A 14,367-nucleotide genomic window follows, 5' to 3' on the forward strand; every position below is an offset into this window, starting at 1 on the left:
ATCGATGAAGCCATTTTTCAGGCGATCAGGCCTGGTGGGTCTGTTGGGGGCAACGGCTCTGGCAGCGGGCCAGGCGCAGGCAGCGGCAACCATTCTTTTGTGGCCCATCGATCCGTGGCTTTCGGCAGAGGCCAGAGCAACTGAATTGTGGATCCAGAATCAGGGCAACAGCGCCACGACAATGCAGGTGCGTATTGTGCGCTGGAAGCAGGAGGGAGGATATGAGCGTTACACCGCCCAGCAGGATGTGGTCGCCAGCCCGCCGATCGTGACCATCGCCAAAGGCAGTAAACAGCTTATTCGCCTGATCAAGCAGGGGACAATCCCGTCGGGGGTTGAGCAGGCCTACCGCATTATTGTGGATGAAATTCCCCAGCCGGATGCCAAAGCGGAACCGTCCATGGGCCTCAAACTGCAAATGCGCTATTCCATTCCCTTATTTGTTTATGGGCAGGGGATCCCCACCCTCAACGAAGGGGCGCACCACGCGCTGGCGAATACTCAACAGCTGAGCTGGCGGGTCGTTCAGGAAGGGGGGAAACCCGCGCTTCAGGTCCGTAATCAGGGGGATGTGCACGTCCGGCTCAGCCAGGTTACGGTTGAGCAGGGCGGGCAAAAACGCACGGTTGCCGAGGGGCTGCTGGGTTATGTGCTGCCAGGCAGCACCCGAAGCTGGCCGCTTCCGGCAGGGATTTATCAGCCGAACCGGATGAGCGCGCAAATTAATGCCAGGGATACGCAATGGCAATCGACGCCCGTCAACTGAAACCGGCGATGATGATCCTGCTTTGCGTCAGTACCAGCGCCTTTGCCGAAACCGGCGACGACAGTTTACCGCCGCCGCCGGATGCACGGACGATGAACGGCGAAGCAGTATTTCAGCTCGTCCTGGTGCTGAACCACTATGACACGGGTCTGGTGGTGCCGGTGACGCAGCGTGAGGGCGCCTGGTTTATTTCGGGCGCCGATTTGCTCCGCGCCGGGCTGCCGCCCGCGCATGTGCCAGCCGGAGAGGTGAATCTCTCGACGCTTACGTCGGTACGCGCAGAGTACGACAGTACGGCCCAGCGCCTGTTGCTGACGGTCCCCCGGGACTGGGTCGCGGCGCGGATCACGCCGTTCAGCGAACAGAGCATGCAAAGCAAGCCGCACTATGGCCGCGGCGCGCTGCTCAATTACGACGTTTATACCAACCATTCCGAACACACGGGCGGCCAGGCATCGGTATGGCACGAGTTCCGCTATTTCAATGAGGATTATTCATTTTCATCGACGGGTTACGCCCGGCAGAATTTCACCGGTAACAGCGGGCAGCAGGAAGGGTACGTGCGTTATGACTCTACCTTACTGATCACCAACGAAGAGGATGCCACCACCTGGTCCGCCGGGGACGTCATCAGCGATGCGCTGAGCTGGAGCACCAGCGTGCGCATGGGCGGGATCAGCTACGGGCGCGACTTCTGCCTGCGTCCGGATCTGGTGACCTGGCCGCTGCCGGCGTTTTCCGGCGAGGCGGCTGTCCCGACCTCGGTCGATCTCTTTATTAACGGCTACCGTTCCGGCTCCACCCGCCTTCAGCCGGGGCCGTTTACCCTCACCAATCTGCCGTATATCAACGGTGCTGGCGATGCAGTACTGGTTACCACTGATGCGCTGGGTCGTCAGGTGAGTACCACGCTGCCGTTTTATGTCAGCAGCGATCTGCTTAAGCAGGGGTTAAGCGACGGCGCCGTGACGCTGGGCAGCCTGCGGCGTAACTACGGTATTGAGAATTTTGACTATGGCCCGGCGGCGGGCAGCGGATCGTACCGCTACGGGGTGACCGACTGGCTGACGCTGGAGGGGCATGCGGAAGGGGCGGAGTCGCTGGCGCTTGGCGGCGCGGGCACGGTACTGAAGCTCGGGCGTTTTGGCGTGGTAAATACCTCGTGGACCCAAAGCCGCATGCGCGGCGATAGCGGCGGCCAGATAAACTGGGGCTATCAATACAACACCAGCGAGTTTAGCGTAGCGACCCAGCATACCCGACGTGATCGTGGTTTTGGCAATCTCGCCCTGTACGATCAGCCCACCGTTTATGATGAAAATGATAACCCCGTTGCCAGCCTGAGCCGCAATACCGACCAGTATTCTTTAACCTTTAACCTCGGCGGATACGGCAATATCGGCGCGGCGTGGATCGGCGTTGAGAGTTTTGACAGCCAGAAAACTGAGCTGCTCAACCTCTCCTGGAGCCGTAATCTGTGGGGCTCAAGCAGTATTTATCTGGCTGCCAGCCGTGACCAGCAGCGGGGCGACTGGACGGTTGCGCTGTCGTTGCAGGTTCCCCTCGGCGAACGTGACAGCGCCGCCGTCACCTTTGAAAATACCCCTGACGCAGGCAGCACTCAACGCATTAACTACAACCACTCGATGCCTTCAGACGGCGGCTTTAGCTGGAACATGGCCTGGGCCAACCAGTCGCGGTCGAGTAACTATCAGCAGGCCACGCTCGGCTGGCGGAATAACAACGTGGAGCTACAGGGCGGCGGCTACGGTGAGAAGGGCATGATGACCTGGTGGGGCGAGGCGATGGGCTCTGTCGTGCTGATGGACGGTGAGCTGTTTGCGGCGAACAAAATCAACGATGCGTTTGTGGTGATCAGCACCGACGGACATCCGGATGTTCCCGTCAGCTACGAAAACCAGCCGGTCGGAAAAACCAATAACAAAGGCTATCTGCTGGTGAGCGGCGTTTCCGCCTATTACCCGGCAAGTTACCGCATCGATACCCTGAACTTACCTGCGGATACCCGGCTGAAAGAGACCGAGCGTCGGGTGGCGATTCGTCGGCATAACGGTTATCTGGTGGATTTCCCGATGGAGCAGGAGCGGGTTGCCAGCGTGATCCTGCGCGATGCGCAGAGCAATGCGATCCCGGTAGGAAGCCAGGTCAGACGCGCGTCCCGCAGCAGCGCGGTTGTCGGCTACGACGGCCTCGCCTGGCTGGAAAACCTCAATGACGTGAATCCGCTCGAGGTTACCACCCCGGAGGGTAAACGCTGTACGGCAACGCTGACCGTTGGCGCAAACCCTGAACATAAGCTGCAAACCTACGGTCCGCTGACCTGTCGGGAGGCGCCGTGAGACGCCTGTTAATCGCGCTCCTGCTGCTGTGCTCCGGCGGCAGCTGGGCGGCCTGTACCGTCAGTACGGTGAATGCCTCGTTTGGCAGCGTCACCTCGTTCGCACTCAGCGGCACCGGGGAAGTGGAAACGACGGGCACGCTGGTGGTGACCTGCGATACCGTTCTCAACCTGTTAACCAACGACTCGGTGACGCTGAATTACACCTCGGCATCCGTCTTCGCGAATAGCCGGGCGACCATGAAGCGTACGGACAACGCGGCTATTACCGATGTCATCCCTGCGCGGCTGTGCGGGGCGTCCGGCTGCGGCGGAAACAGTGAAATACAAATCAGCAAAGCCTATACCTGGAGCGGAAACACGCTGCTCGGGCTGCTGGGTTCAAGGCGCTACAACATTCCCCTTTATTTCCGGACCGTAATGGGGCAGAACGTCACCGCCGGGCCGTATCAGGTGTTGTTAACGTTCAGCATTAACTACAACGTGTGCGCCGTTGGCGCGGTCGGAGCGTGCCTGACCCCGCAAACCGGCACGGCAACCACCTCGATCCTCCTCAACATGACCGTCACCAACGATTGCAGCACCATGACCACGCCGGACGTGAATTTTAACAGCGCGCCGCTGGTGCAAAATTTTCCCACCGTTTCACAGTCGGTTGCCGTCACCTGCACCAAAGGCAGCACCTACACCATAGGCATTAATAATGGGGCAAATGCCCTGAACAACGTGCGTCGTATGGTCAGCGGCAGCAACTTCATGAGTTACGACATCTACAAAGAGGCGACCAGCAACCGCTGGGGTAGCAGCGGCAGCGAGCGCTGGGCCAGCGCCAGCTCATCACAGGTCAGTACGGACGGGCTTTTACGTACCTACAACTACACCGCCAAAGTTCTGACCAGCCAGGCCACGCCGCCTGCCGGAACCTACACCGACACGCTGATTGTCGACGTCGCATTCTGACTCCCGCGCTTTTCCCTTTCGCAAATGTAAAGTTCCTGTGGCCTGTGCCGATAACACCGTTAATAAATCTATGAGAAGGTGTTGTATGTTGAACCGTATCCGCGTTGTCACAATGCTTATGATGGTGCTGGTCATTTTCGCACTTCTTCAGCTTACTTCTGGCGGCCTCTTTTTCTCGTCGTTAAAACAGAACCAGGACAGCTTCGCGGCCTCGAACGATTTGCGAATGCAGCAAAGCGAACTGACCACGACCTGGGATCTGATGTTGCAGACGCGTATCAACCTGAGCCGCTCGTCTGCCCGCATGATGATGGACCCAAATAACCAGCAGAGCAGCGCAAAAACGGAACTGCTGAAGAATGCGCGCGCCACGCTGGCAGACGCGGCGAAACATTACGACGCCTTCAAAAAAATCGCCCCTCAGCCGGCAATGGCGCAGGCGAGCGCGAACATAGATGAAAAATATCAGGCCTACTTCGCCGGCCTCACGGAGCTGGTGCAGTTCCTGGAGAAGGGTAATATGGACGCCTATTTCGCGCAGCCGACCCAGGGAATGCAGAACGCCCTCGGCGCGGCGCTCGGCGAGTACGCTAAAGCCAGCGGCGAGCTTTATCACTCCGCGTTCACGCAAAGCCAGAACGACTACCGTTTCGCTAAATGGCAGATGGCGGTTCTCGCCCTCGCGCTGGTCATCGTACTGGTGGCCGTGTGGTACGGCATTCGTCATATCCTTCTTCACCCGCTTGGCCGCGTCATTGCCCATATCCGTGATATTGGCCGGGGCGATCTCACGAAAACGCTGACTGTTTCTGGGCGCAATGAGATCACCGAGCTGGCAACCAGCGTCGACCATATGCAGCGTTCGCTGATTGATACCGTCGCCAACGTGCGCGAGGGGGCGGATGCCATCTATACCGGCACGAGTGAAATCGCGATGGGCAACAACGATCTCTCGTCCCGTACCGAACAGCAGGCATCCGCTCTGGAAGAGACGGCGGCCAGCATGGAGCAGCTCACCGCGACCGTGAAGCAGAATGCCGACAATGCCCGCCAGGCGTCGCAGCTTGCAGAGAGCGCGTCCGACACCGCCCAGCGCGGCGGTCGGGTGGTCGACGGCGTGGTGAAAACCATGCATGACATTGCCGACAGCTCGAAGAAAATCGCCGACATAATCAGCGTAATCGACGGTATCGCCTTCCAGACCAATATCCTGGCGCTGAACGCGGCCGTTGAAGCGGCGCGTGCGGGCGAGCAGGGGCGCGGGTTTGCCGTGGTCGCCGGCGAAGTGCGTAACCTCGCCAGCCGCAGCGCCAATGCGGCGAAAGAGATCAAAGCCCTGATTGAAGACTCTATTTCACGCGTGGATACCGGCTCGGTGCTGGTGGAAAGTGCGGGTGAAACCATGAATGACATCGTGAATGCCGTGACGCGCGTGACGGACATCATGGGTGAAATTGCCTCTGCATCGGATGAGCAGAGTCGTGGTATTGACCAGGTCGCCCTGGCGGTATCGGAAATGGATCGTGTGACGCAGCAAAACGCTGCCCTGGTGCAGGAGTCCGCTGCCGCGGCCGCTGCGCTGGAGGACCAGGCGAGCCGCCTGAAAATGGCCGTCTCGGCGTTCCGTCTTACTTCAAAAACGACAAATACGGTCAGCTCGCGGTCGGCGTACAGCGAAGCAACCCCGGCGCCCGTGACAACACGTACGCGCGCAGCGGTGACCGGACAAGATGAAAACTGGGAAACATTTTGACTGACAATTAAACCGCGGCTGCTTGCCGCTTGATGGGAGCGTGGATGTTAAATCGTATTCGTATCTCGACCACACTGTTTTTGATTCTGATCCTGTGTGGGGTTTTGCAGGTTGGCAGTAACGGGTTGTCTTTCTGGGCGTTTCGCGATGGCTATCAGAATTTGCAGGAAGTTGAGACGAGTAATCAGCAGCGCTCCGCACTGGCACAAACGCGTGCCGTGCTGTTGCAGGCAAGCACTGCGCTGAACAAAGCAGGGACGTTAACCGCGCTGAGCTATCCGCCGGAGGATATTAAGGCGCTGATGGTCGTGGCCCGCAGCAGCCTGAAGCAGGCCGACGCGCAGTTTAAGGCCTTTACGGCGCAGGAGGCGGTCAGTGAGAAAGAGAAAGCGCTGAAAGTCGCCATGAAAAAGACCTTTGATGTGTGGTACGGCGATCTCGACCATCAGGCGACGTGGCTGGAGAACAACCAGCTTTCCGACTTCCTGACCGCGCCGGTGCAGGCGTCTCAGGCGGCGTTCGACGGCAGCTTTAACGCCTGGCAGCAGGATATTAACCAGTTTGTGGCGCGTGCCGGTGCGGACAGCCGTACCAGCTACCGCATGTCAGGGGCGATTTTCCTTACCATGGTGATCCTGGCCGCCCTGCTGACCGGCGGCTCGCTGTGGTGGTCGCGCAAAATGATCGTCCAGCCGCTGGCCATCGTCAGCAGCCACTTCGACAGTATGGCGAAGGGCGATCTGGCGCGTCCGGTGGCCGTGTATGGCAGGAATGAAATATCAGCGATTTTCGCCAGCCTGAAGGCGATGCAGGGGTCGCTGCGGGAAACGGTAAGCAACGTTCGCCAGGGCAGTTACGCCATGCATACCGGGATCTCCGAGATTGCGGCAGGCAATAACGATCTCTCATCCCGCACCGAACAGCAGGCGGCATCGCTGGCGCAGACGGCGGCCAGCATGGAGCAGCTGACCGCGACGGTAAGCCAGAACGCCGATAACGCGCGTCAGGCGTCCGACTTGTCAAAACAGGCGGCGATGACGGCGAAACGTGGGGGCGATCAGGCCTCTCACGTCGCCAGCACGATGCAGGAGATTGCCGCCAGCTCGCAGAAAATTGGCGACATTATCAGCGTCATCGACGGTATCGCGTTCCAGACCAATATTCTGGCGCTGAACGCGGCCGTTGAAGCGGCGCGTGCCGGGGAGCAGGGGCGCGGGTTCGCGGTGGTTGCCGGTGAAGTCCGAAACCTCGCCAGCCGCAGCGCCAATGCGGCGAAAGAGATCAAAGGGCTGATAGAAGAGTCGGTCTCCCGCGTTCAGCAGGGCTCCGCGCTGGTGGATACCGCCGCGCAGACCATGCACGAGATTGTCACCTCCGTGACGCGGGTTAACGACATTATGGGCGAGATTGCCTCGGCGTCTGATGAACAACGCCGTGGTATTGAGCAGGTGGCGCAGGCCGTTACACAGATGGATCAGGTTACGCAGCAGAACGCCTCACTGGTGGAAGAGGCGGCGGCGGCTACCGATCAGCTGGCAAACCAGGCGGATCACCTTACCGGGTTGGTCGCCGTATTTAATGTGAAAGAGCACGTTGAAGCAGTAACAGAAGTCGGACGGTCACAGGCCGTGCCCGTTGTATCCTGAATGTGATTAAGAAGGCGCTATGACATCACCCATGCCCTCAGGGCAAACGTCATTATTGTTGCAGATGACACAGCGCCTCGCGCTGTCCGACGCGCATTTTCGTCGGATATGTCAGTTAATCTACCAGCGTGCGGGGATCGTGCTTGCGGACCATAAGCGAGACATGGTCTACAACCGGCTGGTGCGGCGCTTGCGTACGCTGGGGCTGGATGATTTTGGCCGCTATCTGAGCATGCTCGAAGCGAACCAGAACAGCGCCGAATGGCAGGCATTTATCAACTCATTAACCACCAACCTGACCGCGTTTTTCCGCGAGGCGCATCACTTCCCGGTGCTGGCGGAACACGCCCGTCGCCGTAGCGGAGAGTATCGCGTCTGGAGTGCTGCGGCCTCTACCGGGGAAGAGCCGTACTCGCTGGCCATCACCCTGGCGGACACCCTGGGCATGGCGCCGGGCCGCTGGAAAGTGTACGCCAGCGACATCGATACCGAAGTGCTGGAAAAAGCCCGTAACGGCGTTTATCGCCAGGATGAGCTTAAAACGCTGTCTCCTCAGCAGCTACAGCGTTACTTCATGCGCGGTACCGGCCCGCATGAAGGACTGGTGCGCGTACGCCAGGAGCTGGCGAACTGCGTGGAATTTGCTCCCGTTAATTTACTGGATAAGCAGTACAACGTGCCGGGGCCATTCGACGCCATTTTTTGCCGTAACGTGATGATCTATTTTGATAAAACGACGCAGCAGGACATCCTGCGTCGCTTTGTTCCGTTGCTCAAGCCTGACGGTTTACTGTTTGCCGGGCACTCGGAAAACTTCAGCAACCTCGTGCGTGAGTTTAGCCTGCGTGGGCAAACGGTTTATGCGCTGAGTAAGGAAAAAGCATGAGTAAAATCAGGGTATTGTCTGTCGATGATTCAGCGCTAATGCGTCAGATCATGACCGAAATCATCAATAGCCACAGCGATATGGAGATGGTGGCGACAGCGCCCGATCCGCTGGTCGCGCGGGATTTAATCAAAAAATATAACCCCGACGTGCTGACGCTGGATGTTGAAATGCCGCGCATGGATGGCATCGATTTCCTGGAAAAATTAATGCGCCTGCGCCCGATGCCGGTGGTGATGGTGTCATCTCTGACCGGTAAAGGTTCAGAAATCACCCTGCGCGCGCTGGAGCTGGGGGCGGTGGATTTTGTCACCAAGCCGCAGCTCGGCATTCGCGAGGGGATGCTGGCGTACAGCGAGATGATCGCCGAGAAAATCCGTACCGCGTCGCGCGCAAAACTCGCGGCCCACAAGCCGATGGCAGCTCCGGCAACCCTGAAGGCAGGGCCGTTACTCAGCTCGGAAAAGTTGCTGGTCATTGGGGCGTCAACCGGAGGAACAGAGGCAATTCGCCATGTACTCCAGCCATTGCCGCTCTCAAGCCCGGGTATTCTGATCACGCAACATATGCCGCCAGGGTTTACCCGTTCGTTCGCGGAGCGCCTGAATAAGCTGTGCCAGATCAGCGTGAAAGAGGCGGAAGACGGCGAGCGCGTGCTGCCGGGTCACGCCTATATCGCCCCGGGTGACAAGCACATGGAGCTGGCGCGCAGCGGGGCGAACTATCAAATCAAAATTCATGACGGGCCGCCGGTTAACCGGCACCGTCCGTCGGTGGATGTGCTGTTTCATTCGGTGGCGAAACATGCGGGGCGCAACGCCGTTGGGGTGATCCTGACGGGAATGGGCAACGACGGCGCCGCCGGAATGCTTGCGATGCACCAGGCTGGCGCCTGGACGATTGCGCAGAATGAAGCAAGTTGTGTGGTGTTCGGCATGCCGCGCGAGGCCATCAATATGGGTGGCGTAAGCGAAGTGGTCGATCTTAGCCAGGTAAGCCAGCAGATGCTGGCGAAAATCAGTGCCGGACAGGCAATACGTATTTGACTCAGGAGTATTATTTTATGGCGGATAAAGAGCTTAAGTTTTTGGTTGTGGATGACTTTTCCACCATGCGTCGCATTGTGCGCAACCTGCTGAAAGAGCTGGGCTTCAACAATGTTGAAGAAGCAGAAGACGGGGTGGATGCGCTGAACAAACTCCAGGCTGGCGGGTTTGGTTTTGTGATTTCCGACTGGAACATGCCGAACATGGACGGTCTCGAACTGCTGAAAACCATCCGCGCGGATGCGGGCATGGCCTCTTTGCCGGTGCTGATGGTGACCGCAGAAGCGAAGAAAGAGAACATTATTGCCGCTGCACAGGCGGGCGCAAGCGGCTACGTGGTGAAGCCATTCACCGCGGCGACTCTGGAAGAGAAGCTCGGGAAGATCTTCGAGAAACTCGGCATGTGAGGTGATGGATATGTTGCAACCTGCTATGAAACCCGTTGAAGAACATTCGCCGAGCGACATTATTGCCCGCATTGGTAGCCTGACCCGCATGCTGCGCGACAGCCTGCGTGAGCTGGGGCTGGACCAGGCTATCGCCGAAGCGGCGGAAGCCATCCCTGACGCGCGCGACCGTCTGGACTACGTCGTACAGATGACCGCGCAGGCGGCCGAGCGTGCGCTGAACAGCGTTGAAGCCTCGCAGCCGCACCAGGATGCGATGGAGAAGGGGGCGAAAGCGCTGAGCAAACGCTGGGATGAGTGGTTTGAGAACCCTATTGAGCTGGCGGATGCCCGCGAACTGGTAACGGATACCCGTCAGTACCTGGGTGACGTGCCGGGCCACACCAGCTTCACCAATGCCCAGCTGCTGGACATCATGATGGCGCAGGATTTCCAGGACCTCACCGGCCAGGTGATCAAGCGCATGATGGATGTGATTCAGGAGATTGAACGTCAGCTGCTGATGGTGCTGCTGGAGAACATACCGGAACCGGCTGCCCGTCCGAAACGCGAGAACGAAAGCCTGCTCAATGGTCCACAGCTTGACACCAGCAAAGCGGGCGTGGTGGCAAGCCAGGATCAGGTGGACGATCTGCTGGACAGTCTTGGTTTCTGATTGCCCGTTCTGCCTCAGGTCGTTAACGCGGCCTGAGGCAGCTCAGAACAAAAACAGCGAAAAGAGCCCGAATAAACGGGCTTTTCCCGCCATTGGATTTTCTCTGCGCTGGCATGATACCCGTGAATTAATGGGCTGCGAGCAGGCACAGTGGCAGAAGAGAACGACGACAAAACAGAAGCCCCCACACCCCACCGACTTGAAAAAGCCCGTGAGGATGGGCAGATCCCCCGATCCCGAGAGCTGACATCCCTGCTGATCCTGGTGGTGGGCGTCTGCATAATCTGGTGGGGCGGGGAGATGCTTGCCCGCAGACTGGCGGGAATGCTCTCGGCTGGCTTACGTTTTGATCACAGCATGGTCAATGACCCCAATCTGATCCTCATTCAGATCATCAACCTTGTGAAAAGCGCGATGCTCGCCTTGCTGCCGCTGATCGCGGGCGTGGTCATCGTGGCCCTGGTTTCGCCGGTCATGCTCGGTGGCCTGGTGTTCAGCGGAAAATCGCTGCAACCGAAATTCTCTAAGCTCAATCCGTTCCCCGGCATTGCGAAAATGTTTTCCGCGCAAACCGGGGCTGAGCTTCTTAAAGCGATCCTGAAATCGCTTCTTATGGGCAGTACCGCCGGGTTTTTTTTGTGGCACCACTGGCCGGAGATGATGCGCCTGATCAGCGAGTCCCCGATGACGGCGATGAAGAATGCCCTGAACCTGGTCGGGTTATGCTCGCTGCTGGTGGTACTCAGCATTATTCCGATGGTGGCGTTCGACGTTATCTTCCAGATCTATTCCCATATCAAAAAGCTGCGAATGTCGCGTCAGGACATCCGCGATGAATATAAGCAGATGGAAGGCGACCCGCACGTTAAGGGCCGTATCCGCCAGATGCAGCGCGCCGCCGCGCGTCGGCGCATGATGGAAGATGTGCCGAAAGCCGACGTCATCGTCACCAACCCGACTCACTACTCCGTGGCGCTTCAGTACGACGAAAACAAAATGAGCGCGCCGAAAGTGGTGGCGAAAGGGGCCGGGCTGATTGCGCTGCGCATTCGTGAAATCGCCACGGAAAACCGTGTGCCGATCCTGGAAGCACCGCCGCTGGCTCGCGCGCTGTATCGCCACGCGGAAATTGGACAACAGATCCCGGGCCAGCTCTACGCCGCTGTCGCAGAGGTGCTGGCCTGGGTGTGGCAACTGAAACGCTGGCGTTTAGCGGGCGGTCAACGACCTGTAAAACCTGAGAACCTTCCGGTGCCTGAAGCACTGGATTTTTTGAACGAGAAGGACACTGATGGCTAATCTGGTGGCAATGTTGCGCCTGCCCGGCAACCTGAAATCGACGCAATGGCAGATCCTTGCCGGACCGATTCTGATCCTGCTAATTCTGTCGATGATGGTGCTGCCGTTACCGGCATTTATCCTCGACCTGCTTTTCACCTTCAACATTGCGTTGTCCATCATGGTGTTGCTGGTGGCGATGTTCACCCAGCGCACGCTGGAGTTCGCCGCGTTTCCAACGATCCTGCTGTTCACCACGCTGCTGCGCCTGGCGCTGAACGTTGCCTCCACGCGTATCATCCTGATGGAAGGGCACACCGGCGCGGCGGCGGCGGGCAAGGTGGTCGAAGCCTTCGGTCACTTCCTGGTGGGCGGCAACTTCGCCATCGGTATCGTGGTGTTCGTCATTCTGGTGATTATCAACTTCATGGTTATCACTAAAGGGGCGGGGCGTATCGCTGAAGTGGGCGCGCGCTTCGTGCTCGACGGGATGCCGGGCAAGCAGATGGCCATCGACGCCGACCTGAATGCCGGGCTGATCGCGGAAGATGAAGCGAAAAAACGCCGTGCCGAAGTGACCCAGGAGGCAGATTTCTACGGCTCCATGGACGGTGCGAGTAAGTTTGTGCGCGGTGACGCCATCGCGGGCATTCTGATCATGGTGATTAACGTCGTCGGCGGCCTGCTCGTCGGCGTGCTGCAACACGGCATGGACATGGGCCACGCGGCGGAAAGCTATACGCTGCTGACCATTGGTGACGGTCTGGTGGCGCAGATCCCGGCGCTGGTGATCTCCACCGCGGCGGGCGTGATTGTGACTCGCGTCAGTACCGATCAGGACGTGGGCGAGCAGATGGTGGGGCAGCTCTTCAGCAACCCGCGCGTTATGCTGCTCTCCGCGGCGGTGCTGGGCCTGCTCGGTATGGTGCCGGGCATGCCAAACCTGGTATTCCTGCTGTTCACCGCTGCGCTGCTGGGGCTTGCCTGGTGGATGCGTGGCCGGGAAACGCAGCCTAAGGCAGAGCCTGCGCCGGTCAAAATGCCTGAGAACACCCAGGCGGTGGAAGCCACCTGGAACGACGTACAGCTCGAAGATTCGCTGGGGATGGAAGTGGGGTACCGCCTGATCCCGATGGTGGATTTCCAGCAGGATGGTGAGCTGCTTGGCCGTATCCGCAGCATTCGTAAAAAATTCGCCCAGGATATGGGCTTCCTGCCGCCGGTGGTCCACATCCGGGACAATATGGATCTCCCGCCCGCGCGCTACCGCATCCTGATGAAAGGGGTGGAAATCGGCAGCGGTGATGCGTACCCCGGCCGCTGGCTGGCGATTAACCCGGGCACCGCCGCAGGCACGTTGCCGGGTGAGCAGACGACCGACCCGGCCTTTGGTCTGGCGGCAATCTGGATTGAGAGCGCCCTGAAAGAGCAGGCCCAGATTCAGGGTTACACGGTCGTTGAGGCCAGTACCGTGGTGGCAACGCACCTCAACCACCTGATTGGCCAGTTCTCCGCGGAACTGTTTGGACGTCAGGAGGCGCAGCAGCTGCTCGACCGCGTAACGCAGGAGATGCCGAAGCTGACCGAAGATTTGGTGCCGGGCGTACTGACCTTAACCACCCTGCACAAAGTGCTGCAAAATCTGCTCGATGAGAAGGTGCCCATTCGCGATATGCGTACCATCCTTGAGACGCTGGCCGAACATGCGCCGCTGCAAAGCGATCCGCACGAACTGACGGCGGTGGTGCGCGTGGCGCTTGGACGCGCCATTACCCAGCAATGGTTCCCGGGAACCGGCGAAGTGCAGGTCATTGGCCTGGACACGCCGCTGGAACGTCTGCTGCTTCAGGCGTTGCAGGGCGGTGGCGGGCTGGAGCCGGGTCTGGCGGACAGATTACTGGCGCAAACCCAGGAGGCGCTGGCGCGTCAGGAGATGCTGGGCGCGCCGCCGGTGCTGCTGGTAAATCACGCGCTGCGTCCGTTGCTGTCGCGCTTCCTGCGCCGGAGCCTGAACCAGCTGGTAGTGCTGTCGAATATGGAGCTGTCCGATAACCGCAATATTCGCATGACGGCGACCATAGGAGGGAAATAATGCGTAAGTGGCTGTGGATCTTACTTTTCCCGCTGGCGGCGCAGGCCGCAGGCGAGGGGGCATGGCAGGCCAGCAGTATCGGCTTGACGCTCAACCATCGGGGTGAGTCGATCTCCTCCCGTCCGCTGTCCGCCTCTGAGCCCGTGTCCGGGCAGATGACGCTGGTGGCCTGGAATTACACCCTGACGGGACCCACACCGGCCGGGTTGCGGGTGCGGCTGTGCTCGCTGACCCGCTGCGCGGAAATTGAGGGTCAACGTGGCACTACCCAGGCCTTCAACGGGGTGTCTGCTCAGGAGCCTTTACGCTTTATCTGGGAAGTGCCAGGCGGTGGACGTCTGATCCCGGCGCTGAAGGTTCAGCGCAACGAGGTGCTCGTCAACTACCGCTAACTGCCCGCCTTTTCGCCAGTCTCCAGGCATTTCTGAAGGCTGGCTCGCAAAAATGACCTTCCCTTTTGATACAAAAGAAACGCTGTTTTATAAATCAGTGACACGCGTATTGACACTCTTTGCGTTT

12 protein-coding genes are annotated in these 14,367 nt (G+C 59.1%); all 12 read left to right on the forward strand.

The window, feature by feature from the left end; translation table 11 throughout:
• The first annotated feature begins 4 nt into the window (after positions 1–4).
• The 12 genes from H2Z33_RS17550 to flhE all read left to right on the forward strand — a co-directional run bounded on the left by H2Z33_RS17550 (position 5) and on the right by flhE (position 14,240).
• Positions 5–766, forward strand: coding sequence for a molecular chaperone (locus H2Z33_RS17550; protein WP_039270529.1), 762 nt, complete (start codon positions 5–7; stop codon positions 764–766).
• Positions 742–3,126 (forward strand): fimbria/pilus outer membrane usher protein, encoded by a 2,385-nt coding sequence (locus tag H2Z33_RS17555; protein WP_198091807.1) that lies wholly within the window; start codon positions 742–744, stop codon positions 3,124–3,126. The genes H2Z33_RS17550 and H2Z33_RS17555 overlap by 25 nt, the downstream gene beginning before the upstream one ends.
• A complete protein-coding gene (locus H2Z33_RS17560) occupies positions 3,123–4,085 on the forward strand; it encodes a spore coat protein U domain-containing protein (RefSeq protein ID WP_017384412.1) in 963 nt (320 codons plus the stop codon). Before H2Z33_RS17555 ends, H2Z33_RS17560 begins: the two co-directional genes overlap by 4 nt.
• 85 nt (positions 4,086–4,170) lie before the next feature.
• Positions 4,171–5,838 carry a methyl-accepting chemotaxis protein II gene (gene tar / locus H2Z33_RS17565; protein WP_063134712.1) on the forward strand — a complete coding sequence of 556 codons (1,668 nt, stop codon included), beginning with the start codon at positions 4,171–4,173 and terminating at the stop codon, positions 5,836–5,838.
• Between the two features lie 44 nt (positions 5,839–5,882).
• Positions 5,883–7,484: a methyl-accepting chemotaxis protein IV gene (gene tap, locus H2Z33_RS17570; RefSeq protein ID WP_017693235.1), complete on the forward strand. Its 1,602-nt coding sequence runs from the start codon at positions 5,883–5,885 to the stop codon at positions 7,482–7,484.
• A gap of 19 nt (positions 7,485–7,503) precedes the next feature.
• A complete protein-coding gene (cheR, locus tag H2Z33_RS17575) occupies positions 7,504–8,370 on the forward strand; it encodes a protein-glutamate O-methyltransferase CheR (RefSeq protein ID WP_017384409.1) in 867 nt (288 codons plus the stop codon).
• Entirely contained in the window at positions 8,367–9,416 is a 1,050-nt protein-coding gene (locus tag H2Z33_RS17580; protein ID WP_014884341.1) for a protein-glutamate methylesterase/protein-glutamine glutaminase, read from the forward strand. The genes cheR and H2Z33_RS17580 overlap by 4 nt, the downstream gene beginning before the upstream one ends.
• A 17-nt stretch (positions 9,417–9,433) precedes the next feature.
• Complete coding sequence (gene cheY, locus H2Z33_RS17585; protein ID WP_000763862.1) at positions 9,434–9,823, forward strand: chemotaxis response regulator CheY; 390 nt, start codon at positions 9,434–9,436, stop codon at positions 9,821–9,823.
• 10 nt (positions 9,824–9,833) lie between these two features.
• Complete coding sequence (gene cheZ / locus H2Z33_RS17590; RefSeq protein ID WP_003859718.1) at positions 9,834–10,478, forward strand: protein phosphatase CheZ; 645 nt, start codon at positions 9,834–9,836, stop codon at positions 10,476–10,478.
• Positions 10,479–10,628: 150 nt separating this feature from the next.
• Positions 10,629–11,777: a flagellar biosynthesis protein FlhB gene (gene flhB / locus H2Z33_RS17595; protein ID WP_017693236.1), complete on the forward strand. Its 1,149-nt coding sequence runs from the start codon at positions 10,629–10,631 to the stop codon at positions 11,775–11,777.
• Complete coding sequence (flhA, locus tag H2Z33_RS17600; protein WP_003859723.1) at positions 11,770–13,848, forward strand: flagellar biosynthesis protein FlhA; 2,079 nt, start codon at positions 11,770–11,772, stop codon at positions 13,846–13,848. Before flhB ends, flhA begins: the two co-directional genes overlap by 8 nt.
• Positions 13,848–14,240 carry a flagellar protein FlhE gene (flhE, locus tag H2Z33_RS17605; protein WP_023303901.1) on the forward strand — a complete coding sequence of 131 codons (393 nt, stop codon included), beginning with the start codon at positions 13,848–13,850 and terminating at the stop codon, positions 14,238–14,240. The genes flhA and flhE overlap by 1 nt, the downstream gene beginning before the upstream one ends.
• The last annotated feature ends 127 nt before the right edge of the window (positions 14,241–14,367 follow it).

The organism is Enterobacter sp. YSU (assembly GCF_016082135.1).
Taxonomy (GTDB): domain Bacteria; phylum Pseudomonadota; class Gammaproteobacteria; order Enterobacterales; family Enterobacteriaceae; genus Enterobacter; species Enterobacter hormaechei_C.

Bases quoted from the DNA above. Each gene is read 5' to 3' on its own strand.
- tar (WP_063134712.1), top strand. From the start codon at position 4,171: ATGTTGAACCGTATCCGCGTTGTCACAATGCTTATGATGGTGCTGGTC.
- cheY (WP_000763862.1), top strand. From the start codon at position 9,434: ATGGCGGATAAAGAGCTTAAGTTTTTGGTTGTGGATGACTTTTCCACC.
- tap (WP_017693235.1), top strand. From the start codon at position 5,883: ATGTTAAATCGTATTCGTATCTCGACCACACTGTTTTTGATTCTGATC.
- H2Z33_RS17580 (WP_014884341.1), top strand. From the start codon at position 8,367: ATGAGTAAAATCAGGGTATTGTCTGTCGATGATTCAGCGCTAATGCGT.
- H2Z33_RS17550 (WP_039270529.1), top strand. From the start codon at position 5: ATGAAGCCATTTTTCAGGCGATCAGGCCTGGTGGGTCTGTTGGGGGCA.
- cheR (WP_017384409.1), top strand. From the start codon at position 7,504: ATGACATCACCCATGCCCTCAGGGCAAACGTCATTATTGTTGCAGATG.
- flhE (WP_023303901.1), top strand. From the start codon at position 13,848: ATGCGTAAGTGGCTGTGGATCTTACTTTTCCCGCTGGCGGCGCAGGCC.
- flhA (WP_003859723.1), top strand. From the start codon at position 11,770: ATGGCTAATCTGGTGGCAATGTTGCGCCTGCCCGGCAACCTGAAATCG.
- cheZ (WP_003859718.1), top strand. From the start codon at position 9,834: ATGTTGCAACCTGCTATGAAACCCGTTGAAGAACATTCGCCGAGCGAC.
- H2Z33_RS17555 (WP_198091807.1), top strand. From the start codon at position 742: ATGGCAATCGACGCCCGTCAACTGAAACCGGCGATGATGATCCTGCTT.